The 22,151-nt window shown below is 31.2% G+C and carries 21 protein-coding genes and 2 tRNA genes; 8 read left to right on the plus strand and 15 right to left on the minus strand.

The window, feature by feature from the left end; translation table 11 throughout:
• Positions 1-2: 2 nt before the first annotated feature.
• The 3 genes from SLH33_RS05315 to SLH33_RS05325 are packed head-to-tail and all read right to left on the minus strand — an operon-like array spanning position 3 to position 3,349.
• Positions 3-1,328 (minus strand): hypothetical protein, encoded by a 1,326-nt coding sequence (locus SLH33_RS05315; protein WP_320418032.1) that lies wholly within the window; start codon positions 1,326-1,328, stop codon positions 3-5.
• Positions 1,329-1,341: 13 nt separating this feature from the next.
• Complete coding sequence (locus SLH33_RS05320; protein ID WP_320418033.1) at positions 1,342-2,625, minus strand: hypothetical protein; 1,284 nt, start codon at positions 2,623-2,625, stop codon at positions 1,342-1,344.
• On the minus strand, positions 2,618-3,349 hold the full coding sequence (locus SLH33_RS05325) for a type III pantothenate kinase (RefSeq protein WP_320418034.1): 732 nt from the start codon (positions 3,347-3,349) through the stop codon (positions 2,618-2,620). Before SLH33_RS05325 ends, SLH33_RS05320 begins: the two co-directional genes overlap by 8 nt.
• Positions 3,350-3,459: 110 nt before the next feature.
• Between SLH33_RS05325 and SLH33_RS05330 the strand changes: the two genes are divergently transcribed.
• The 3 genes from SLH33_RS05330 (at position 3,460) to SLH33_RS05340 (ending at position 3,997) form a co-directional block, all read left to right on the plus strand.
• Positions 3,460-3,532 (plus strand) — tRNA-Phe (locus tag SLH33_RS05330).
• 62 nt (positions 3,533-3,594) lie between these two features.
• Positions 3,595-3,667 (plus strand) — tRNA-Phe (locus SLH33_RS05335).
• Between the two features lie 48 nt (positions 3,668-3,715).
• The gene (locus SLH33_RS05340; protein WP_320418035.1) at positions 3,716-3,997 is read left to right on the plus strand and encodes a GIY-YIG nuclease family protein; all 282 of its coding nucleotides are present in this window, start codon (positions 3,716-3,718) and stop codon (positions 3,995-3,997) included.
• A gap of 74 nt (positions 3,998-4,071) precedes the next feature.
• On the opposite strand, the gene SLH33_RS05345 is transcribed toward SLH33_RS05340, so the two are convergent.
• Positions 4,072-5,049, minus strand: coding sequence for an endonuclease/exonuclease/phosphatase family protein (locus SLH33_RS05345; RefSeq protein ID WP_320418036.1), 978 nt, complete (start codon positions 5,047-5,049; stop codon positions 4,072-4,074).
• A gap of 90 nt (positions 5,050-5,139) precedes the next feature.
• On the opposite strand from SLH33_RS05345, the gene SLH33_RS05350 reads away from it, so the two are divergent.
• Positions 5,140-5,598 carry a hypothetical protein gene (locus SLH33_RS05350; protein ID WP_320418037.1) on the plus strand — a complete coding sequence of 153 codons (459 nt, stop codon included), beginning with the start codon at positions 5,140-5,142 and terminating at the stop codon, positions 5,596-5,598.
• Positions 5,599-5,664: 66 nt separating this feature from the next.
• Here SLH33_RS05350 and SLH33_RS05355 read toward each other — a convergent pair whose 3' ends face one another.
• Positions 5,665-6,396: a LytTR family DNA-binding domain-containing protein gene (locus SLH33_RS05355; protein ID WP_320418038.1), complete on the minus strand. Its 732-nt coding sequence runs from the start codon at positions 6,394-6,396 to the stop codon at positions 5,665-5,667.
• 2 nt (positions 6,397-6,398) lie between these two features.
• Positions 6,399-8,501 carry a histidine kinase gene (locus tag SLH33_RS05360; protein WP_320418039.1) on the minus strand — a complete coding sequence of 701 codons (2,103 nt, stop codon included), beginning with the start codon at positions 8,499-8,501 and terminating at the stop codon, positions 6,399-6,401.
• 307 nt (positions 8,502-8,808) lie between these two features.
• Here SLH33_RS05360 and SLH33_RS05365 point away from each other — a divergent pair, with 307 nt between their 5' ends.
• Positions 8,809-9,945 (plus strand): vWA domain-containing protein, encoded by a 1,137-nt coding sequence (locus SLH33_RS05365; RefSeq protein ID WP_320418040.1) that lies wholly within the window; start codon positions 8,809-8,811, stop codon positions 9,943-9,945.
• 71 nt (positions 9,946-10,016) lie between these two features.
• Here the strand turns inward: SLH33_RS05365 and SLH33_RS05370 are convergent, their stop codons facing one another.
• Together SLH33_RS05370 and SLH33_RS05375 are read right to left on the minus strand one after the other, a co-directional pair.
• Complete coding sequence (locus SLH33_RS05370; RefSeq protein WP_320418041.1) at positions 10,017-10,706, minus strand: LytTR family DNA-binding domain-containing protein; 690 nt, start codon at positions 10,704-10,706, stop codon at positions 10,017-10,019.
• Complete coding sequence (locus SLH33_RS05375) at positions 10,703-11,521, minus strand: sensor histidine kinase (RefSeq protein WP_320418042.1); 819 nt, start codon at positions 11,519-11,521, stop codon at positions 10,703-10,705. Before SLH33_RS05375 ends, SLH33_RS05370 begins: the two co-directional genes overlap by 4 nt.
• Positions 11,522-11,730: 209 nt before the next feature.
• Here SLH33_RS05375 and SLH33_RS05380 point away from each other — a divergent pair, with 209 nt between their 5' ends.
• Positions 11,731-12,903 (plus strand): metallophosphoesterase, encoded by a 1,173-nt coding sequence (locus tag SLH33_RS05380; RefSeq protein WP_320418043.1) that lies wholly within the window; start codon positions 11,731-11,733, stop codon positions 12,901-12,903.
• 84 nt (positions 12,904-12,987) lie between these two features.
• Here SLH33_RS05380 and SLH33_RS05385 read toward each other — a convergent pair whose 3' ends face one another.
• The 3 genes from SLH33_RS05385 to SLH33_RS05395 are packed head-to-tail and all read right to left on the minus strand — an operon-like array spanning position 12,988 to position 15,259.
• Positions 12,988-13,503: a gamma carbonic anhydrase family protein gene (locus SLH33_RS05385; protein ID WP_320418044.1), complete on the minus strand. Its 516-nt coding sequence runs from the start codon at positions 13,501-13,503 to the stop codon at positions 12,988-12,990.
• Positions 13,503-14,321, minus strand: a complete 819-nt coding sequence (locus tag SLH33_RS05390; RefSeq protein WP_320418045.1) for a glucosaminidase domain-containing protein — start codon at positions 14,319-14,321, stop codon at positions 13,503-13,505. The genes SLH33_RS05385 and SLH33_RS05390 overlap by 1 nt, the downstream gene beginning before the upstream one ends.
• Positions 14,318-15,259: a 1-aminocyclopropane-1-carboxylate deaminase/D-cysteine desulfhydrase gene (locus tag SLH33_RS05395; RefSeq protein ID WP_320418046.1), complete on the minus strand. Its 942-nt coding sequence runs from the start codon at positions 15,257-15,259 to the stop codon at positions 14,318-14,320. The genes SLH33_RS05390 and SLH33_RS05395 overlap by 4 nt, the downstream gene beginning before the upstream one ends.
• 174 nt (positions 15,260-15,433) lie before the next feature.
• On the opposite strand from SLH33_RS05395, the gene SLH33_RS05400 reads away from it, so the two are divergent.
• Entirely contained in the window at positions 15,434-16,099 is a 666-nt protein-coding gene (locus SLH33_RS05400) for a hypothetical protein (protein WP_320418047.1), read from the plus strand.
• A 37-nt stretch (positions 16,100-16,136) separates the two neighbouring features.
• On the opposite strand, the gene SLH33_RS05405 is transcribed toward SLH33_RS05400, so the two are convergent.
• Positions 16,137-18,053 (minus strand): ABC-F family ATP-binding cassette domain-containing protein, encoded by a 1,917-nt coding sequence (locus tag SLH33_RS05405; RefSeq protein WP_320418048.1) that lies wholly within the window; start codon positions 18,051-18,053, stop codon positions 16,137-16,139.
• Positions 18,054-18,175: 122 nt separating this feature from the next.
• Here SLH33_RS05405 and SLH33_RS05410 point away from each other — a divergent pair, with 122 nt between their 5' ends.
• Positions 18,176-18,574 carry a DUF983 domain-containing protein gene (locus SLH33_RS05410; RefSeq protein ID WP_320418049.1) on the plus strand — a complete coding sequence of 133 codons (399 nt, stop codon included), beginning with the start codon at positions 18,176-18,178 and terminating at the stop codon, positions 18,572-18,574.
• Between the two features lie 16 nt (positions 18,575-18,590).
• Here the strand turns inward: SLH33_RS05410 and SLH33_RS05415 are convergent, their stop codons facing one another.
• From SLH33_RS05415 to gldM, 3 genes are all read right to left on the minus strand, one after another.
• On the minus strand, positions 18,591-19,631 hold the full coding sequence (locus SLH33_RS05415) for an FAD-binding oxidoreductase (protein WP_320418050.1): 1,041 nt from the start codon (positions 19,629-19,631) through the stop codon (positions 18,591-18,593).
• Between the two features lie 75 nt (positions 19,632-19,706).
• Complete coding sequence (gene gldN / locus SLH33_RS05420) at positions 19,707-20,585, minus strand: gliding motility protein GldN (protein WP_320418051.1); 879 nt, start codon at positions 20,583-20,585, stop codon at positions 19,707-19,709.
• A gap of 22 nt (positions 20,586-20,607) precedes the next feature.
• Positions 20,608-22,140, minus strand: a complete 1,533-nt coding sequence (gene gldM / locus SLH33_RS05425) for a gliding motility protein GldM (RefSeq protein ID WP_320418052.1) — start codon at positions 22,138-22,140, stop codon at positions 20,608-20,610.
• Between the last annotated feature and the right edge of the window lie 11 nt (positions 22,141-22,151).

The following is a 22,151-nucleotide window of genomic DNA, read 5'->3' on the forward strand; positions in this document are numbered from 1 at the left end:
TACTATGGTACACGAACCGTTTCACCAATCCAACATCCAATTCTGTATGAACTTCCAGAAGAAACTCCTTTAGTGAATACTAATTTTTTTGATGGAACATTTCCTTTATAGCTAGAAATGTATCTTCCGGCATTTGAACTTGGATCTACTTTTTGTGCTTTATAAGCCATATTTAATGCGGCAACATAAACCATACGCTTTTCAAATTCATCTCCTCCACAAGAGTTTGCACTTTTAGCATACATACCAGCAATTAACAAATATGCTTTACCCATGTTTGGATTGTATTTTAGTGCTTCATAAGCTAAGCTTCTTGCCTTACCAAATCTTCCTCTATCTCTTGCTTCTTGAGCAGAGATTAATTTTAATTTTGCTTTTTTGTATGGATCTGTTTCTAAGTTAAAAGCCTTGTTTCTCATTTGAGTAGCTCCACTAGAATCTCCATTTTTGTCTAATACTCCTGCTAAGAAGTTATAAGCATCTGCAGATTGAGTTACATCAGCATAAGCTGTTGCTAATTTTTCAAATAATGGATCTGTTTGACACCCCTTATTATACATTCTTGATACTGCTCTACGTAACCAAGTTCCGTCTGTTTTGTTAGCATCGAAATCTCTTGAATAGATAGGAATTAACCTTTCGCAAGTTGCAATTTCAGAAATGATATTGTCTAACCCACCTTCAATTTGACCTAATGCTTTAGAGTTAATAGTATAAGCTCTTAATCTCTTTTTCTCTTTAGCATCTAAAGTACCTGCTTCTTCTTTTGGTTGTAATTCTCCAATTTTTTTAGAGTAATCGTCTAACTTCTCACCTACAGATTCCATTACATCATCATAAGCATTAAATACTCTCTGTGGATCAGAATCTTTAAATCTATCTGTTACTCCTTGGAAATATCTGTAAATGTTCTTTACACTCATGTCCTTTGGAGAATCTTTATATGCTTTTTCTAGAATAGCAAATATCTCATCATCCGTAGCTAAACTATTATCAATTAAGTATTCTGCATAATCACTATGAGCTTTAGCTGCATCTTTATCTGGAAAATTAGCAAGCCTAGTTTCATATACTTTTTTAACTAAGGCATAATCTTTAGTTTTTTCTGCGGCTTTTGCTCCGTACTTATAAATATTTACCGATAAAGTAGGACAATTAGACATTAACCATTCTAACTTTGGTTTTGCCTCATTATATTTTTTGGTTGATACATCTCCTTTGAAGAGATTATACTTTAATGTACATTCTTGACTCGCTTGTGCGTTAACGTTAGTAACAGCTACAAACAAAAATAAACTTGCTAGTAAATACGTAAGTTTTTTCATCATTTATCAGTTTTCGTTAATCTATTTCTCTTTTCTTAAACCAGTCTATCGCGTTCAAAGATAAACTTAATCTAACATTGAAATAATTTTCTTTTATTAAATTATTGTTAGTTGTTCCTTTTTGACCATATTCAAAACCTAGGTTTAAATTTGACAGTTGCTTTGGCAACGGTAATCCTAAACCAACATTTATGCCAAAATCTTTTATTGATTCAAAATTATTATTGGTTGCCTGTCCAGTATTAACCAGTAGACCTGTTCGTTCAAAGCGCAAACCAGCCCTATAAGTAACTCTATTCCAGTAACTAGATATTGAATTCATTTTAGGTATATAATAACCTCCTATAGAAGTTCTCATTGCATTTTCATAAGCATATCCTTGATCAAGATTTGTTTGTTCTAATGCTTTTTGAAATTCTGAATTAACTCCCACATACCATTTATTTTCTTTTCCTACACCAAACCCAGCAATAGTTTGTACAGGACTTGTAACTTTGTCTGTAAAAGATCTATTATATAAAGTATCTCTAGGAATTTCTGATCCAGCACCAGAAAAAGAAAGTGAATATAAACGCTGTGTTCCTTTTTGAGTTAATTTATTAGAAAACTTAATTGCTAACCCAGTACTTAATTGTAAATTGTCTTTTAATTTTGTTTTGTATTGAATTCCTGCCTTAAACTCTCCTCCTCTAACAGTAGCTTCTTCTTGATATTTTGTTGCTAAAGCTACTTGGTTTCTTTGATTTAAAATATTTTTATCAACATTTCCAAAAACAAAAGCTGCTTCTACACCTAAAGAAAACCCTTCAAATAAATACATTCCGTAATTCGCATACAACCTACTTGTACCTCCTTTACCAGAATTTCTTGTAACTTCCAGAATATTTCCATCGACATCTGTAATTTCATTAATTAATGAATATCCAACCGATGTTAATGGTTGTAGTCCTGCCCCAAAACCAGCTTTATCTCCAATTGGAAATCCTAAAGCTATGTAATTTAAACTTGTTGAATTACCCGATTGGGATGCATTAGCTTGTTTTAAAGTTAAAAAATTAACCATTCCTCCTAATCCATAAGTTGCATAACGCAAATCTGCAATTGCTGCCGGATTTGTAAAATTAAGATGATAGCTATCAGGCATTGCAACTCCAATTCCTCCCATTGAAGCTTGCTCTACCGTTTTGGGTCTAAAATTTTCTCCTATTCCGAAGAAAGAATATGGTGACGAATTGTTTCTTTGTGCTGATAAGCTTACAGAAGTTATTACTAGTATTGCTACAAGAAGTCTCTTAATCATTCGCTGTATTATAGTTCAAAATTGTTTGTAATCCCTCCAAAACAAAATTTGGATTGGCAAATATGCCATTTTTTAATTGTTTAGCCAAGAAATTTGTATCTCCTCCTGTTAAAACTACTGTTAAAGTGTTAAATTTCTTTTTATATTGGTTAATAACACCATCTATTTCATTACAAACTCCATTAACAACTCCTGAATGAATTGAATTTTGTGTATTGTTTCCTATAAAACTATTTGACACCATAGCTTTTAACAACGGAAGTTTAGCTGTATAGTTATTCAAGGCTTTATACCTCATATTCATTCCAGGTGATATGGCTCCTCCTAAATATTCTCCTTTTTTAGTGATAAAATCAAAGGTTATACAAGTACCTGCATCAATCACTAACACATTTGTATCAGGAAAATGATGAATAGCAGCTGATGCTAATGCAATTCTGTCAACACCCAAAGTTTTTGGGGTAGCGTATAAGTTTTTAAACGGAACTTTGGTTTCATGATTTAATTCCACCAACTTTAATAATTGATGTAATCGTTGCAATTTTACTGTTGATAATTTAGCAACAGATGATATAATTGCTGAAGAAATTGAAAATTTAGTGGTAATCTTTTTTATTTCTGAAATGATTCTTGATTTGTTGAACACAACAAGTTCTTGAATAGTATCAGCCTCAAAAACAGCAACTTTAGCTCTTGTATTACCTACGTCTATTATTAAATTCATAGTAAGCCCCATAAAAGCCTCAAAGTTACAATACATTTTTTTAAAGTTATTGCTTTGTTAAATTAAAAAACGATTGTATATTTGCATCCGCTAAACAAAAGTAGCTGACTGGTGCCTTAGCTCAGTTGGTAGAGCAAAGGACTGAAAATCCTTGTGTCCCTGGTTCGATTCCTGGAGGCACCACAAATTAAGCTCGTAGCGAAAGTTACGAGTTTAATTATCTAAAGCGCTTTTGTAATGCAACTGGTGCCTTAGCTCAGTTGGTAGAGCAAAGGACTGAAAATCCTTGTGTCCCTGGTTCGATTCCTGGAGGCACCACATTAAAACCCGAACAGTTGTTCGGGTTTTTTGTTTAGTTTTGTTTCTATGCACTATCTATACATAATTCATAGCCAAAGTATTGACAAATACTATATTGGTGAGAGCATAAATCCTGAAAATAGATTACAACAACACATCACTCATTATTTTAAATATAACTATACTAAAGCTGCTAATGATTGGACTCTTGTTTTAACATATCCTTGTCAAAGTAAAGAAAATGCTCTTTATTTAGAAAAGTTTATTAAAAGAATGAAAAGTAAAAAATTAATAGAAAAAATCATTGTCAATACTTCTATTCTAGATGATATTCTATCGAAAAAATAATTCCTGGTTCCCCCGAAGCTTCGGGGCTGGAGGCACCACATTAAAACCCGAACATCTGTTCGGGTTTTTTGTTATTATTTTAGTTTAAAGCTCATCTCTACTGGTAAATGGTCAGATGCTTGACCAAATTCATTCAGCACTTTCCCACTAACATATTCAATAGTGTTTTTAGTATAAAAAATATAATCTATTCGTTGAAATAAATCTTTTGTATCAAAAGTATTATCAGGGTTTTCAGCATTAAACCCAGCATTACCAACATCTTCTAAAGCAAACATTTCTTGAATAACAGCTTCTTTATCTCTTGCTTTTGAATTAAAATCTCCTAATAGAATTGTTGGGTAATCATCTTTATATTTCTTAAACAAATCCAAAACAAAATGAAATTGTTTTACTCGCGTTGGCTTGTCAAAAGCTTCTAAATGTACGTTTATCAATACAACTTCCCTTCCGTCTAAAGTTACTTTTACTACTTGTGCTAATCTTTCTAAATAAAAAGCATCTCTGTAATACGGACTATCAGCTACTCGCTCTAAAACAATACGCTCATAATCTTTTAACGGATATTTACTTACTATAGATTGTCCTGAAATCATTTTTCCGAAGTGCATACTTGGTGGCCAATACGGAAAGGGTACATAACGCTCATCCCAATTCACACCATTAGCTACATAATTGTATCCTAATTTGGCAATTTCTTCTTCTTGATTAATTTCATAAGAACGTGCCGAATTATAATCTATTTCCTGAAAAGCAATAATATCAGGATTTACTTTTTTTACTTCAGAAATAACCTTTTTCATGTTTCCATCAAACAATTCTTTCGGTTTAGCGATAGCACGGTTGTTTGTCATTCCACTTAAATATCCAATATTATAGGTTACAATACTATATATACTATCATTTGTTACTTCCGATTCGTAATTATGAGTTATTAATTTAGCATACTCTTTCTCTTTCATGGTTGGAGAAGATCCCCATAAAAAAAATACTACAAAAGCAACAATAAATAGCGCAATGATAATGAGTAGGGATTTGATTAGACGTTTCATAGAGTTTTAAAAAAATGTTAAAGTGTTTTCCAAATTTAAACCTTTTTGATTATGAAATGTCAAATAGCTGAAAATCTTAATAAAAAAATAATGAGAAAAGTAATAACATTAATAGCATTGGTTTTTGGAGTAACGTTTGCTTCTCAAGCCCAAAAAAGAGACAGAAAAAATATGGAAAGATTATCAGTTGAACAACAAACTGAATTAGCTGTAAAAAAAATGACTTTGAATTTAGATTTAACTCCGAGTCAGCAATCGCAAATAAAGCCTTTAATTGCTCAAAGAATGCAAGAGCGTGAGCAAATGTTTAACAAGCGTAAGGAGTTTAAAGAAAATAAAAAAGAACTTACTGCGGACCAACGTTTTGAATTAAAAAACAAAATGTTAGACAAACAAATTGCTTACAAAGCCGACATGAAACGCATTTTAAATGAGGAGCAATACCAAAAGTTTGAAAAAATGCAAGCTAAAAGAAAGCATGCTATGAGTAAAAGATTTAAAAAAGGTATGAGAGGGAAGAGAAAAATGCAACCTGAAGAAAAAGAATAATTAGTTTAATTGATTGATTAGTTTTGATTGGGAAAACTCGGTTTCGGTAAAACGAAATCGAGTTTTTTATTTGAAATACGTTAATAAATCTCCTTTTTTAGATGCGGAAACTAAAATTTCCTTTCCGTTAGAAACCACTACACTTCCGCCCTTTCCTTTTTTATATTTTACAATTTCGTTGACGTTTACCAAATATGATTTATGAATACGTGCAAATGAATATTCTTCTAAAATTTCTTCAAAATATTTTAAGGTTTTACTTACTATTTTTTTAGAATTGTTGAAATGGATTTCGGTGTAATTATCATCTGCCTTACAAAAAACAATATCGTTGACGTTGACCACTTCAAATCCGTCTTGTTGAGGAATGGTTATTTTTCCGTTAACCGAATTTGTTTTTGGTTTTAGCACCTGATCTTGCAACTCTTTTTCTTTCCTTTTAATAGAAGTTACATGTTCAACTGCTTTGATCAACTCATCAATAGAAATAGGCTTTAACAAATAATATGATGCGTGACTGTTCAACGCATCTATAGCATAATGATCGTACGCGGTTACAAACACCGTTTCAAAGGTTCTGTTTTCAACTTTTTCTAATAAATCAAATGCATTTCCAAAAGGCATTTCTACATCTAAAAACACCAAATCCAACTCATTTTTTTGAATCAAACTATAAGCCTCGTCAATATTACTTGCCTCTCCTAAAAGCTCAACATTAGGACAATATTTTGACAAGTAATTGCGTAAAATATCTCTACTTATTTCTTCATCCTCAACTAAAATTGCTTTTATGTTCATTTTTATTTCTTTTTCAATAGTAATTCAACTTTTGTTCCTTCTCCACTTTTCAAAACATCAGAAACTTCCACAGAAACCCGATCTTTATACATATCGTTCAAAATAGCAACTCTCTTTTTAATAGTGCTCATTCCTTTTGATTTTTGTTTTAACTGATTTTCTGTCTTTAGTTCTTGAGATTTTTTTCTTCCAATTCCGTTATCCTGAATTGATATTAAAATACTATCCTCATTTTTTTTATCGATGGATATTTGTAAAAATCCTTTCTCTTTTTTGTAGCGTAACCCATGCCAAATAGCGTTTTCTATGTATGGTTGCAACAACATTGGCGGAATTGAGAATTGCTCTAAATCAATATTTTTATTAATGGTTATTGAATAATCAAATTTGTCTTTAAAACGATTATGTTCTAACTTCACATACAATTCTAACAACTCAATTTCTTTGGTTAGCGGAATAAAATCTTCATCAGAATTTTCTAAAACTGAACGCATTAACACTGAGAATTCCGATAAATATCTGTTCGCATTTCGCTCATCATTTACAGCAATAAAACTATTTACCGAATTCAGTGCGTTAAAAATAAAATGCGGATTCATTTGCGAGCGCATCGATTTTAGCGCTAATAAATTGTTAGCTAACTTTTGTTGTTTGTTGGTTCTGTACATAAAATACGCCAGCAAACTCATCAATAAAAAGCCGGTAATTAATGAGTAAATGATCAATCGTTGACGCTTGTTACTTTCTCTTGTTAATTGCTGATCTTTGTACGCTAAACTTATTTTACTCTGATTCAATTCTTTGTCTTTTTCTAAACTTGCGATGCGGTTTTGGTTATCGGCAATCTTTTTACTAAACCTTTTTGCTTGTTGAATTTCCTGTTCTTTTCTAACATACAACGAATCTACTACGGTTACATATTCTTGGTAACTTTTTAAAGCTTTATCATAATCTCCAACCGTTGCATATACCTCAGAAAGCCTACGCGTTGCATCTTTTTTAACTTCTAAATCCTCTTTTTTATCAGCTTCTTCAATACTTTTTTTCAAAAACGGAATTGCCTCATCATAATCTTGTTTTAGCACATACGCATTCCCAATTTTATAATTTATTTTTTGAGAATTGATAGTATCGTTTATCACTTCAGAAGCTTCTTCTTCGGCAATTTCCTCAGCCTCTTCTAGGGTTTGTTGACGCAGCTTTATTTCATCATCGTAACGATTAGATTGGTTGTAATAATCCGCTACTTTAGTCTTCTCTTTGATTGCTCGTTTTTTATTTTCTTTCGATGCTAGTTTTAAGGAATTCTGATACAGATTATCTGCTTTTTGAAGATTTCCTTTTTTAGCATACACATCTGCCAATTTCGAGTTTAAGTCAGTAATTTTTGGTGTAACCAAATTGTTTTTAGCAATACTTAATGCTTTCTTATAACTGTTTTCTGCTTTAGTAAACTCTTGCTCTGCAAAAAAAACATCTCCTAAACCTTCATTCACAACAATTTGCTGATAATCGCTCAACCTTTCACCTAACAATTCATTATATGTTGATTCACTATCATCATTTTTATTTGCTAAAAATTGAGCGTTAGCCAATTGTATTTTCGCTTCAATATTATCATCTATTTGTAAAGAAATTTTGTAGTTGCTGATGGCTAAATCGTACTGTTTCCAATAAAAATAAATATCTGCTAAGGTTTTATAAGTGTTTGCATTTCGGCTTCTAGAATTATTAGTTTTAAGTGCTTTTTCAACAAAAGATATACTTTTTTCAATGTCTTTTTTCTTATAGAAATTTGCAGAATCTATACGCTGATTATATAAATCGTAATTACTTTTTCTAGAGCTAAAATCGCTGTTTGAAAAACCTTCTACCGAAATTTTAATATCCTCATCTGATTTTATGGTATAATAAACCGTTTCAAAATCGGGATGTTCAACAATTAATTGGTCATTTACTCGTGCTTTTACAAGATATACTCCTTGCGTATTCGATAAATTTGTAACAAAGCCGTTTACCTGCACTCGAGCATTCTTTATAGGTTGATTGGTTTGATCATCAATCACTTTTACCTTTACCTCAAATTGCTTTGAGACAGCATTCATAGGTTCTTGCTGTGAAAACCCGGAAAAGTTACACAGTAACAAGAAAACATAAAATATGTAAGTGAAATACCTCATAAATACGATTGTGATGTAAACATACACACAAAAAAGCTACCAAAAAAATAGAGTTTTGGCATTAATAGCCAATTCACACACTTAAAAACGGGTTTTACTAAATCAATCTATTTCTTAACTCATTAAAAAGTACTGTTCACTCATTCTGCTTTTTTTAAGAAGAATGTTCAGCTTAGTTTTAAATCGTGAAACTCACCAAACTGAAACTTTGTATCACAAAAAAACAAGAATTATGAAACTTATTAAAATCACCATTTTTTCCTTTTTATTTATAGGATTAACTGCCTTTACAACCAAAACTTCTGAAAAGGAAACTGCTCAACCTTTAAAAAAGCAACAAACAATTAAAGTTGCCTTGTTATTGGATACTAGCAATAGCATGGACGGTCTCATCAATCAAGCAAAAGCACAATTATGGGAAATCGTTAATGAACTATCATATGCTAAATGCGGAAACAGTAAACCAAACCTGCAAATTGCTCTGTATGAATATGGAAATGATGGATTATCATCTAGAAACGGATACATCAGAAGAGTTTTACGTTTTAGTAGCGATTTAGATGAAATTTCGGAACGTTTGTTTTCATTAACTACCAATGGCGGAAGTGAGTTCTGTGGCACGGTAATCCAGACTTCTTTAGATGAATTGGAATGGGGTAAAAATGAAGATGATTTAAAAATGATATTTATTGCCGGAAATGAACCTTTTACTCAGGGTAAAATCAATTATGTAGATGCTGTAGTGAATGCCAAAGAAAAAGATGTGGTAGTAAATACTATTTTTTGTGGTGATTACAACAATGGAATTAGCGGTATGTGGCAAGATGGTGCAAGACGTGGTGATGGTGATTATATGACCATTAATCATAATAAGAAAGTGGTGCATATTGTAACTCCGTATGATGATGAGATTATTATTTTAAATAAAAAACTGAACAAAACATACATTTATTATGGTGATGTAGGTTATTCAAAATACCAAAGTCAAGCAAAAGAAGATCTTAACGCAGAATCATTAGACGAAGTGGTAGTGGTAAAAAGAGCAGTTACTAAAAGTTCTCGTTTATATAATAATTCTTCTTGGGATTTGGTAGATGCTGAAAAAGATAAAGATTTTAAATACAGTAAACTAAAAAAGAAACAATTACCTAAAGAGCTACGAAACAAATCTACCGAAGAAATTAAAAAATATGTTACTGAGAAAAGTAATGAACGAAAAGAAATTCAGCAAAAAATTCAAGAGTTAAACAAAAAGCGTCGTGATTATGTTGCTAACAAACAACGTGAAAACTCTACAAAAGATCAGTTAGAAAGTGTGATGATTCAAGCTATTAAAAAACAAGCGAAAAAGAAAAATTATACCTGGTAATAGGTTTTGGGGATTACTTATTTATTTTGGTTGATTGAAAACTCGGTTTCGGTAAAACGGAATCGAGTTTTTTATTTTAACCAATCATTCAAATTCATTTTAAATGTTTTACCTATTGGAATTATATAATCATTAATTTTTATTCTATTACCCTCTATTTCATTCACATGTTTTTTAGCTATAATAAATGACTTATGTACTTGTATAAAAAAATCATCAGGTAGTATCTTTTTAAATTCTGATATTTTTTCTCTAATGCTGAACTCGCTTTCTTCAGTAACAATTTTACAATAATTACCCAATGCCTCTACAAATAATATATCATCAACTTTAACTTGAATAATTTTTTTTTCGCTCTTTATAAATAAGCTGTCAATGTCTACGTTTTTTACTTGCTTTATTTGTTTTTTTTCTTTCTCATTAATTTTATTTACCGCTTTTAAAAAACGTTCGAAACTAAATGGTTTTAAAAGATAATCTACAATATTAAGCTCATAACCTTCTATAGCGTGTTCTGCATAAGCTGTTGTTACTATTACCTTAGGAGGATTTTTTAATGTTTTTAAAAAATCAAAGCCCTTTAGTTTAGGCATATTTAAGTCTAAAAAAATTAGATCTACAGTATTGTTATTTAAAAAATCTATAGCTTCAATCGCATTAAAGCAGTTTTTTAAAAATTTAAGATTTGGTAGCATATCACAATATTCTTTTATAATATCATGCGCTACTGTTTCATCATCAACTATGATATATTTTATCATAAAATAGTTAAGTTTAATTTAGTATTAAAAACATCACCTATACTAGTACTTGACAAACTATATTTACTAGGATATGTCAACTCTAACCTTCTAAATAAGTTTTGTAAACCAACTCCTTCTTCTTGTGATAATTCTTCGTCGAAATTATTTTCAACTTCAAAATATATTTTTCCTTCTTTTGATATCAATTTTATGTAAACATAAGCATCCTTAGTAAGGTTTTCAACTCCATGTTTAAATGCATTTTCTACTAAATTAATAAAAAGTAATGGCATAATTTTTAGATCTTCATTATCAACCTCAATACTAAAATTAATATCCACCTCTTTATGATATCTCATCTTATGTAAATTAAGATAGTTTTGTATGAATTGAATTTCTTCTTTTAACGTTACATAATCATGTTGTGATTTGTAAATACTATAACGCATCATTTCAGAAAGTTCTAACACTAACTTTTTAGCTTTTGAAGTATCTTTTTCTATCAATCCATATAAATTGTTCAGCATATTAAAGAAAAAATGAGGACTTACTTGGGTTTTTAAATGTTGTAACTCGTTTTTGACTTTTTCGTTTTTAAGATTTAAAACCTGTTTGAGCTGTGATAAGATCCAAGCAAATCCAGCTAAAAACAGTAAAGAGTAATATATTAAAACCAGAATGCTAAAAATGGACGGGTAGTTAGCCAAAAGAATTACTGAATCTTTTCCTAGAATAATAACTTCATATCCTATAATTAATATTGGAATTATAATTGAAATTCCTATAAAATACTTCGCAAAAAGCTTTTGTTTATTGTTTATTGATAAAATCATACGGTAAAATTACATTCTCTTATCCGTTATAAAAAAGAAGTTGTTAAACTACATAAAAATGATGTTGAATTATATAAAAACTGTGACAAACGAAACTTAACACATTTAATCTTTCTTATCTCTTATATACATAACAGTTCATCCCTATTAATTTTTTAACAAATAAGCTCATCATACGTTTGTTACTCAAATTTTAACAATCACTATCGATGAAAAAAAGAATCTTACGGTATTTAAAACACATTTTTGCAACCATTCTCATTTTACTAACAATAGGTGTTTGCATATTAGTCTATTTAAACGGAAGTTTAAATTATGGACAAAACGAAAAGCGATATGATCTTTCTCATGAAGGCCCTTACATTTTTTATGAAAATGACAGCATTGTAACAGTAAATTATGTAAAAGGAAATAAAACAGACGGATTTTATACAGATCAAAAAAGACATTTAGTTAACGATGTTATTACTGGAAACTGCTATTTCCCTCTGGATTCATCCAACTTTCAATTCCCTATCAAGTACAATTTTGAAATTCCAAAAGCTATTTATAACGACGGAAATAAAATTTTAGCCATTTCTGATATCGAAAGCAGTTATAAAACTTTTCGTGATTTTTTAATTAGTAACAAAGTAATAGACAAACAACTAAACTGGATTTTTAACAAAGGCCATTTGGTTTTGGTTGGTGATTTTGTTGATAGAGGTTTTTCTACTACTCAAGTACTTTGGTTTATTTACAAATTAGAACAAGAAGCTATAAAACATGGAGGAAATGTTCATTTTATTTTAGGAAACCATGAATTAAAAAACCTCCAAGGGCAATATAAATCTGCTGAACAAAAATATTATGCTGTTGCTTCAATTTTAGGCAAACAACAATTCAATTTATATGATCAAAACTCTTTTTTAGGCAAATGGATGTCTACTAAAAATACCATAGAACTAATTAATGGAGTACTTTTTACACATGGTGGAATACATCCAGAAATTGCAGAATTAAATATTACCTTAAACGATTTAAACCAAATTAACAGAGATAATTATTATAAAACTTATTATCCTAAACCCGAAAAAAATATAGATCAACTAATTCTTTCCACTAAAAAAGGGATCTGCTGGTACAGAGGGTATTTTAAAGACGATCTATCTCAAGAAAAAGTTGAAAAAGGGATTAAAAAATTCAATGCGACAGCTGTGGTCGTTGGACATACAATTCAATCTGAAGTTAAGAAATATTTCAACGGAAAAGTATTTGCAATTGATGTAAAACATCCTAATGATTATTTAAAAAGTTGGCCTAATAAAAAATCAGAAGGTTTATTAATAGAAAACAACACCTTTTACAAGGTTTTACATACCGGTAAAAAACAAAAACTATAAAAATATGATTGCTTTAACACTACTTATCATATCTTATGTATTCGAATTAATATTTTAAAAAAAGAGCTTAAAATTAAGCTCTTTTTATTCTTGAAACCAACTTGAATATTTTACATAATTGTTAGCAATCCTGTCAATTTCTCCTGAAATTAATTCTTGTGAAATATCTTTTACTTTTTTTGCAGGAACACCAGCATAAATACTTCCACTTTCAATGTGGGTGTTTTTAGTAACCACCGCTCCAGCCGCGATAATTGAGTTGCTCTCCACCACACAATCATCCATAATGATACTTCCCATACCTACCAACACATTATCGTGAATCGTACATCCGTGAACTATGGCATTATGGCCAATGGAAACATTGTTACCAATGGTAGTTGGCGATTTTTGATACGTTGCATGGATCACCGCACCGTCTTGCACATTCACCTTATTGCCCATTTTTATAAAATGAACATCGCCTCGAATAACCGCATTAAACCAAACACTACATTCTTTTCCCATAGTAACATCACCTACAATAGTGGCATTTTCTGCTACATAACAATCTTCAGGAATTTGCGGATGTTTACCGTTTACTGACTTTATAATAGGCATTAGTTAATGATTAATTGCTGACCAATACTCAACGTATTGTTTCGTAAACTGTTTAGTTTCTTCAGATTTTGGACAGTAGTATTGTATCTTTTGGCAATAGAGTACAATGTATCTCCTTTCCTAACCAAGTGATAGCTTGCTTCCACAGGAGTAGTTATAATAGCTAACCCTCCTTTATCTATTTGATGTGGTTTTATTCGATCGTACTTTTGCAATTGATATTTGTGAATGATACTAATCAATTTAGCAGGATATTTTTTATCGGTGGCATAACCAGCTCTTTTTAGTCCGTACGCCCAACCTTTATAATCGGTGTGTTTTAAGTTAAATAAACGTGCATAGCGTCTTCTGGTCACTAAAAATCTTGAGTGATCTTCATACGATGTTTCCGGATATTTATATTTTCTAAAACACTCACCAATTTCATCGTCGTCATGTGTTACACTTTTTCCTTGCCAACCTTTATGGCATTTAATTCCGAAGTGATTGTTAGAACGAATTGATAGCGGACTACGACCACTACCCGATTCTAAAACTCCTTGTGCTAACGTTATACTAGCCGGAATTTTATACTTGTGCATTTCTTTAACTGCTATAGGAGCAAACTTTGCAATATAGGCCTCTGTATGATTTGCATTGGTTTTTAACGGACGAGAGATTTGCTCTAACTGCGGAACTTCTGGTTTTTCCTCGTTAATAACTACTTCTTCATTAATTATAATTGGTTTTGGTTTGGTATGTACTACTTTTTTGTTAGTCCCACAACTAACTAGCAACACTCCTACACTAACCATTAAAAACACGCGCAACTTCATCATACTTTATCTATATGTAAATTGTTTTTTTGTAATTTTTGATTAAATCCATCAATTCCTTGTAAACCACCGGTATGAATTATCAAAATTTTACTTCCTGCTTCAAAAATATCCTTTTTTATTAAATCTACAATTCCAAAAACCATTTTCCCTGTATACACAGGGTCGAGCGGAATTTTAGTTTGAGCTGAAAACTGATTTATAAAACGAATCAACTCCTCAGTATATTTTCCGTAACCACCAAAATGATAATTATTTTGCAGCTCCCAATTATGAGTTTTTGAGGTTAATTTTTTAATTTCTTCGGATAAAAAATCACCTTTCAACGCCGGAAATCCTATTATTTTCTGATGTTCTTTCGCCGCATTTATCAATCCTGCAATGGTACCGCCAGTACCCACAGCCACACAAATATAATCGAATTTCTCATCTTCTTCTATGAGAATTTCTTCACAACCTTTCACCGCCAATGCATTTGTTCCACCTTCAGGAACCAAGTAGAAATAACCATATTTCTCATTCAGACGTTGTAAAAAATCAGCATCATTTTTGTTTCTGTACTGCTCACGAGTTACAAATTCAAATTGCATACCGTTTTTGTATGCTTCGAGTAAGGTTGTATTTTCTTGAAGGACTTTGTCTATATTTTTAGCTAATTCATCACCACGGATAATCCCGATAGTTTTTAATCCTGATAATTTACCAGCAACCGCAGTAGCTACAATATGATTAGAATATGCACCCCCAAAAGTTAGTAAGGTGTCTTTTTGTTGCTGTTTAGCTTCTTGAATGTTGTATTTGAGTTTTCTGAATTTATTGCCCGATACAAACTCATGGATTTTATCTTCTCTTTTAATCCATAGTTCTACTTCTTTTTCCTGTAAAACAGGAAGAAGTATTTGTTGGTTTTGAGTTTGTATGTTTTGGTTGAAAAAATTCATAGGTATAGATAGATTCCTGCCTTCGCAGGAATGACAAATTGATACGCAAAAATACTATTTGCCTTTTTAATAAAAAAAGGCGTACTTAGCTGTAAGTGCTAGACTTCTTTTAGTCTTATTGTATCTTTCATTAAAAATGATAAACCTCTTGAAGAATTGGTAATAATTTAGAATATGAGTGAATATTTGGATTACATTTTAGATTTTATAAAAATAATTTCCTTTTTATTTTCAGTTATAGCTCTCTATATATCCCTTAAAGTTTACAAACTTTTTTATTTCAGAGAAGTTCGAAAAAAACAACTTGATTTAGTATTAAAATTAATCAAAGATTTTCAGGAATTTGAGTTTTTAATATCATTTATACACTCAACTAAAGAACATTCTTCTGAAACTTATATCACCACCGGAAATATATTTTCATTATCTAAGAAGAAAAAAGGCAAGGAAATTTCTATTCTAAAACAAAATGATATTATAGAATTTCCTGTATATCTAACAGAAGAAATTGTAAATCAACTTAATATTTCTGATTATTTGCACAACCCTTTACTACCAAATGAAATTTCAAATAAGTTAAGAAATATTTTCTCTGATGAAATTACCTTTTCAAACACTAAGACTCTAACGGAGGCCTACTTTGTTTTAATCAATATTTCTAGAATTCTGGATTCAAAAGAATTAGACGAATTAGGCATAAAAAAAAATTCACCATATGTAAGTCGTTTAGGGATAAATTATGGGGCTTTTATAAAAAACACCGATGAACTTAAAATTGAATTAAACAAATGGTTAAAAAAAATTGGAATAAAAGATCTAAATTTAAAATGGAATAAATAACTATTATTTCCCCTTTTAAAATAATTGTAACTAAATTCTAAAACCCAGCAATCAATTCTTCTACCTCTTCCCATTCTACCATTAAATCGTCTAGTTTTGCTTTTTTAGCTTTATAGTTGTCAAAAAAGTTAGGTTGCGAAGAAACTTCCTCATAATTCTGGGCTAATTCTAAATCAATTTGTTCAATTTCTGCTTCTAAATCTGCAATTTGAGTTTCAATTTTAGAAGACCTGTTTTTTAGTTTTTTAAGCTCTTTTTCTTGTTCCTTAGAAAGTTTGTAAGCTTCTTTTTTACTGGTGTTATTTTCTTCTTTCACCACGGTACGCATTTCTGCTTCACGTAAACTTTCCATTTTGTGTTGTTCTAAGAAAAAGTCTATTCCGCCCAAATATTCTTTAATTTCTTTGTCTTTGAAACCATACACCTTATTTACCAATCCTTGTAAAAAATCACGGTCGTGAGACACCACAATTAAGGTTCCATTAAAGTTTTGTAAGGCTTGTTTCAACACATTTTTAGAAGCAATATCTAAGTGATTGGTAGGCTCATCCATTATCAACACATTGAATGGCGACAATAGTAATTTACACAACGCTAAACGGTTTCGCTCTCCACCCGACAGTACTTTTGCTTTTTTATCAACTGTATCTCCACTAAACAAAAACGCACCCAACATATCTCTAACTTTTGCTCTATTAGCATCGTTAGCAGCGTCTTCCATAATTTCTAAAACTGTTTTTTCTGGTGGTAAATATTCTGACTGATTTTGCGCAAAATAACCTACTTCAACATTATGCCCAAGTTTTAACTCTCCTTCATACGGAATTTCACCCACCATCATTTTTGCTAACGTAGATTTTCCTTGTCCGTTTTGCCCCACAAAAGCCACTTTAGCGTTACGCTCAATCATCATATTCACGTTTTCTAATACGTGTTTATCTCCGTAACTTTTACTAGCATTTTCAGCTTCCACTACAATTTTACCCGGTTCTTTTGATACTTCAAAACGTACATTCATTACCGCATTGTCATCTTGATCTACTTCAATACGCTCAACTTTTTCTAGCTTTTTGATCAACGATTGCGCCATGGATGCTTTACTCGCCTTTGCTCTGAACTTTTCAATTAGTTTTTCGGTGTGCTCAATTTCTTTTTGCTGATTTTTTTGTGTTTGCAACTGCTTTTCTTTGATTTCAGCACGCAATTCTAAAAACTGAGAATACGGTTTTTTATAATCGTAAATCTGTCCTAAAGAAATTTCTATCGTTCGGTTAGTTACATTATCTAAAAACATTTTATCATGCGACACCAATACAATTGCTCCTGCATAATTCTTTAAAAAGTTTTCTAACCAAATAATCGATTCAATATCTAAGTGGTTGGTAGGCTCATCTAGCAATAAAATATCATTGTTTTGTAATAGCAACTTAGCTAATTCTATACGCATTCTCCATCCACCGGAAAACGTATCGGTAAGCTTATCAAAATCTTCTCTCTGAAATCCTAATCCTTGTAAAATTTTCTCTGTATCTCCTTTATAATTATAACCACCTAACAACTCATACCTGTGTGTTAAATCGCTTAAATCATGAATTAATTGATTATAACCTTCGCTTTCATAATCGGTTCTTTCTGCTAATTGATGGTTGATTTCATCAAGTTGAAACTCGATTTCTTTAATTTCTTCAAACGCTTGATACGCTTCCTCTAAAATGGTTCTTCCTTGAATAAAATCTATATCCTGACGTAAAAAACCAATTTTTATTTCCTTATCAAAAGCCAACGTACCGCCACTTGGCTCAATATCTTTAGCCAACACTTTTAATAAAGTTGATTTTCCTGCTCCATTCTTTCCTATCAATCCTATTCTATCACCTTTATTTAATTTAAATGTGATGCCTGAGAACAAATCTGTTCCCATAAATGATACCGTTAAATTGTGTACGTTTAGCATAAATTACTGTAAATAATTATTGTATTTTGTAACTGTTGTTACAGGCAATTGTTATAATTTGCTTGAAATTTGCACAAACTTACAAAACACAGTTTTAACCGTATATAATTACTTAAAAAAGTATGTTTAAAAAAGGAACTAAACTTTACAGTATTTTCAATAATAAATGCCCGCGTTGTCATGAAGGCGAGTTTTTTAAACACAAACTATCGTACAACCCTAAAAAAGTTGCTGTAATTGAAGAAAATTGCTCTCATTGCGATTTAAAATACATGATGGAACCTTCATTTTTCTTTGGTGCCATGTATGTTAATTATGCTTTGGCTGTAGCTTTATTTGTGGCTATTTTTATTATAGCTAAAGTATTTATAGGATTGAATATTTTACATAGCTTTATTGCTATCATAGTGGTTTCTTTAATTCTGGGACCTATTACTTTACGTTTATCCAGAATTATTTGGATCAATATTTTTGTGAGCTATGACAAAAAATATGCTGAGAAAACAAAAAAGGTAAGTTAAAAAACTTACCTTTTTTTTATTCAAAACGTTTGATATCTATTTCTGGATCTAAATCTTCATTGTTTTCAGTAAACCCATACAGATTTTTAGCTACTGTGGGAGCAATCATCACGCCTCTTGTACCTAATCCATTTAACACATATAATTGCGAGTGATTCGGATGCACACCAACCAAAGGTCTGCGATCTTTTACAGTAGGTCTAATTCCTGCTGACTGATTGACAATTGTATAAGGTACCGATAGTACTTTTTTAAGTTTTTCAACTAGCTCATTTTTTCCTTCTTCAGTTGGAATAGAAGTTTTATCCGTCCAATTAAAAGTAGCACCTACTCTATAATAATGATTTCCTAAAGGGAGAATAAACACGGTTGATTTGAGTAAAAAATCGATATCTAATTCAGGAGCGTGAATGGTTATTAATTCTCCTTTTGTTCCGTTGAGAGGAAGAAAATTAAAAAACGGATTTTTTTTAAGTCCGAAACCTTCACTGAAAACTATTTTTTTAGCTTTTATATCTTTATAATTGAGAAAATCATCCGTAATTACTAAATCATCATAGTTAAAAGCTTCTTTTCTTAACTGATGGTTTTTTTCTAAAGAATTTCTGTAGACTCTTAATAATTTATCAGTATCAACTCTACCCGTTCCTTTTAATTCTCCATAGCCAAAATCACCAATAACTCCCTTAATTTTATCTTTTTTTACTGTGGGGATCATATAATGAGATAGCATAGGTTTATCTGAAGCTATAAACCAATTATTTTCATCGCCCACGGAAGAAAATATCTTTTTTGTAGCAAATTTAGTATCAAATTGTGCAGTAAATTTCTCTTCTAATTTTTGATAAAAAGGTAATGCTAATTCTAATTGTTGATGTCCGTTCCAAACAGGTGTAAATCGTTTTAAAATTACTGGGTTATACATTCCACCTGCCACCAAAGAGGACGTTTGAGATGCATCTTCAAAAACAATAAAACTCTTATTATTTTCTAACAACTCTTCAGCAAAAGCTAAACCTGCAAGCCCTAAACCAACAATTATATAATCAACATTCATGTAGCAAAAGTACACAATAATCATAAAAAAAGCGCTCTGAAATCAGAGCGCTTTAGTGTTATTTATATATGAAAATTAGTAGTTCCACATATCCATTTCACGGTTACGTATACCTTCTTTGATTCTGTCTGCTTCTAACAATTGGAATAATGAATTTCCGCGAACATAATCTTCAATTTTACGGTCACCGTAAAGGTTTTCTTCTTTAATAATAGTTGAGTTAAAACGACGTGCATTTAACAAGTTGTCATATGAAATTGGGTGTGCTGAGTTTTTAGGATTGAACACCTTTGAACTGTGTAACGTTTCACGAGCATCTGGGAAGAATACCCAAAACAATTCATACACACTGTCAGAATCATCAATCTCTGCAACTCCCATTACTTGAACATCTGGCCCCATAGGTGCAATGGCAAGCATACGGTACTTTAACTCACCCTGACGTTTATCAAAATACCAAATACCCTTAAACATGAATCCTTTGATATCTTGAGCTTGAACCATATATGTATCTGTATACCCACCTTGTTCTTCTCCTCCATCAATTTCACGAGTATTTACAGTCATAGACTTAACTTCTTCAAAACCAATTTTGGTTGTAAAGTAAGAGTCTTGATAAACCTCTGTTATTTCTCCTTTTTTAATACCTCTTAGCAAGGTATCGTATAAGGAACGACGGCTATTTAATGCATTGGTAGTATCAATTGGATAGTAGTATGGTAAATTGATTTTTTGATTTAAATCTACATACTCCCATACCACTTTAGACCATAAAACATCTCTGTCACTAATATAGCCATATGGTAATGGTTTGTCTCCGTCAGAATCAATTTCTTCTTGAGTTTTTTTACCAATATTATCTACCTTTTTAGCATTTAAAAGGTTGGCCTGTGCATGTACCAATCCGGTTGTTGCAAAAGCTATTAAAACCACATAAAAACGCTTCCAATTCATACTCTTATTTTTTAATTAACTATTAATTTGTAATATTAATTACAACAGGTAATACCTTTTTAATTTTATAAGAAGAGCCAGATACTGATGCTTTAATATCAAAAATAGTAACATCATCTCCTCTTCTAGCTTTTTGTAAAGCTTGTTTTGCTCTTGCATTTAAAGTAGTTCCTGAACATGGTATTGCTACTTGACCAGGTACTTTAATTTTAAAGCTAGATACATTTAATTTTAAATCGAATAAGAAATCCGGTAAACCAGCAGCAATACGTGTATTTGCTGCACTAGATTTTGGCATTGGCACTGTACCATATTGACCTCTAATCATACCTACTGCAGGTGGAATATCTTTAATTCTAAATTTCTTTCTTGATGTAACTTTTGATCCTCCTGGTAAAGTACCTGTTACATTGATAGTAACTTCATTACCTGACCCTGGAGCCATCATATAACTATCTCCTTTAACTCTTCGTAATCCTTTTGCTGAAGCACTTACTTTGTTTGAAGACACCCCTGGCATAGAGATAGTAATTGGGTTAGATAAACCACGATAAACTACGTTCATTTTATCTGCAGAAATAACTGCTTCATTAGGTTTAGGAATAACTGAATATCCTCCTTTAATTGGAATGTCAACTGGTTCTCCTTTTTCCATAAAGGTAAAAGTACCTTCTATTTTCTTATCACCTACTCCACCTGCTGCGCCGTCTAAAATAACTTGTCCTGCCTTAATCTTATCTTTTGGCCATTCTTCACCATTAATAATAACTTTTTCTGCAGTTAAGTTAGGGTCATTTTTACCTAATACAATTTTACCAGATAATTTTTCACCTGGATAGTATGCATTTTTCTCAAAAACTACCATAGCATCATAGTTTGTCATAGACACTGCACTTTCTAACTCACCTCTTAACAAGGTAGATAGAGCATCAGATTCTGTGGTCTTTACATCTGCTTGGATTTGAGTTAATTTGGTTAATGAAGCAATTAAAGGAAATCCTTCATAGTTATAATTTAACCAATTTATTTGAAGACCTTCTCTATTTTTTACAGGGTCTGTATCAAAACGAGACTCTACAACACTTGCTAAATCTGTATCTCCTAAAACTTCTAATGCTGATTTTCTAAACTCATCTACTTTAGAAACAAACTCTTTTCCTTTGGCACTAATAGTACCACTTTCAAAAAAGTAAGAATCTAAAAATGCAGATTTATCCATAAGCTCATAGTCTGTCTTATCTTCAACATCAGCTGTCATTTTTGATTTTAAATCATCAAGATAAGCATATAATTCATCAGCTTTTACTTTTAAAGCATCTGTTTTTTCTTTTGCTTCACCGTATTGTTTAGCTTGTTCTGCCGCTTTTAACGCTAAGCTTTCATATGATTTAGCATTTTGCTCAGTTGCTCTTTGATTAGCATCTGTTAATTTTTCATTCATTAAACCAAATGCAGATAAAACTTCTTTACCCATATTCATTGCCATCATTGCAAGGAATACAAGGTACATTAAGTTAATCATCTTCTGCCTTGGTGACTGTTTACCTCCTGCCATACTTTCTAATT

Origin of the sequence: Tenacibaculum sp. IB213877 (assembly GCF_034043975.1) — a bacterium.
Lineage (GTDB): Bacteria > Bacteroidota > Bacteroidia > Flavobacteriales > Flavobacteriaceae > Polaribacter.

Excerpts from the sequence above, each read along its gene's own strand:
- SLH33_RS05315 (WP_320418032.1), bottom strand. The coding sequence starts at position 1,328 with ATGATGAAAAAACTTACGTATTTACTAGCAAGTTTATTTTTGTTTGTA.
- SLH33_RS05320 (WP_320418033.1), bottom strand. The coding sequence starts at position 2,625 with ATGATTAAGAGACTTCTTGTAGCAATACTAGTAATAACTTCTGTAAGC.
- SLH33_RS05325 (WP_320418034.1), bottom strand. The coding sequence starts at position 3,349 with ATGAATTTAATAATAGACGTAGGTAATACAAGAGCTAAAGTTGCTGTT.
- SLH33_RS05340 (WP_320418035.1), top strand. The coding sequence starts at position 3,716 with ATGCACTATCTATACATAATTCATAGCCAAAGTATTGACAAATACTAT.
- SLH33_RS05345 (WP_320418036.1), bottom strand. The coding sequence starts at position 5,049 with ATGAAACGTCTAATCAAATCCCTACTCATTATCATTGCGCTATTTATT.
- SLH33_RS05350 (WP_320418037.1), top strand. The coding sequence starts at position 5,140 with ATGAGAAAAGTAATAACATTAATAGCATTGGTTTTTGGAGTAACGTTT.
- SLH33_RS05355 (WP_320418038.1), bottom strand. The coding sequence starts at position 6,396 with ATGAACATAAAAGCAATTTTAGTTGAGGATGAAGAAATAAGTAGAGAT.
- SLH33_RS05360 (WP_320418039.1), bottom strand. The coding sequence starts at position 8,501 with ATGAATGCTGTCTCAAAGCAATTTGAGGTAAAGGTAAAAGTGATTGAT.
- SLH33_RS05365 (WP_320418040.1), top strand. The coding sequence starts at position 8,809 with ATGAAACTTATTAAAATCACCATTTTTTCCTTTTTATTTATAGGATTA.
- SLH33_RS05370 (WP_320418041.1), bottom strand. The coding sequence starts at position 10,706 with ATGATAAAATATATCATAGTTGATGATGAAACAGTAGCGCATGATATT.
- SLH33_RS05375 (WP_320418042.1), bottom strand. The coding sequence starts at position 11,521 with ATGATTTTATCAATAAACAATAAACAAAAGCTTTTTGCGAAGTATTTT.
- SLH33_RS05380 (WP_320418043.1), top strand. The coding sequence starts at position 11,731 with ATGAAAAAAAGAATCTTACGGTATTTAAAACACATTTTTGCAACCATT.
- SLH33_RS05385 (WP_320418044.1), bottom strand. The coding sequence starts at position 13,503 with ATGCCTATTATAAAGTCAGTAAACGGTAAACATCCGCAAATTCCTGAA.
- SLH33_RS05390 (WP_320418045.1), bottom strand. The coding sequence starts at position 14,321 with ATGATGAAGTTGCGCGTGTTTTTAATGGTTAGTGTAGGAGTGTTGCTA.
- SLH33_RS05395 (WP_320418046.1), bottom strand. The coding sequence starts at position 15,259 with ATGAATTTTTTCAACCAAAACATACAAACTCAAAACCAACAAATACTT.
- SLH33_RS05400 (WP_320418047.1), top strand. The coding sequence starts at position 15,434 with ATGAGTGAATATTTGGATTACATTTTAGATTTTATAAAAATAATTTCC.
- SLH33_RS05405 (WP_320418048.1), bottom strand. The coding sequence starts at position 18,053 with ATGCTAAACGTACACAATTTAACGGTATCATTTATGGGAACAGATTTG.
- SLH33_RS05410 (WP_320418049.1), top strand. The coding sequence starts at position 18,176 with ATGTTTAAAAAAGGAACTAAACTTTACAGTATTTTCAATAATAAATGC.
- SLH33_RS05415 (WP_320418050.1), bottom strand. The coding sequence starts at position 19,631 with ATGAATGTTGATTATATAATTGTTGGTTTAGGGCTTGCAGGTTTAGCT.
- gldN (WP_320418051.1), bottom strand. The coding sequence starts at position 20,585 with ATGAATTGGAAGCGTTTTTATGTGGTTTTAATAGCTTTTGCAACAACC.
- gldM (WP_320418052.1), bottom strand. The coding sequence starts at position 22,140 with ATGGCAGGAGGTAAACAGTCACCAAGGCAGAAGATGATTAACTTAATG.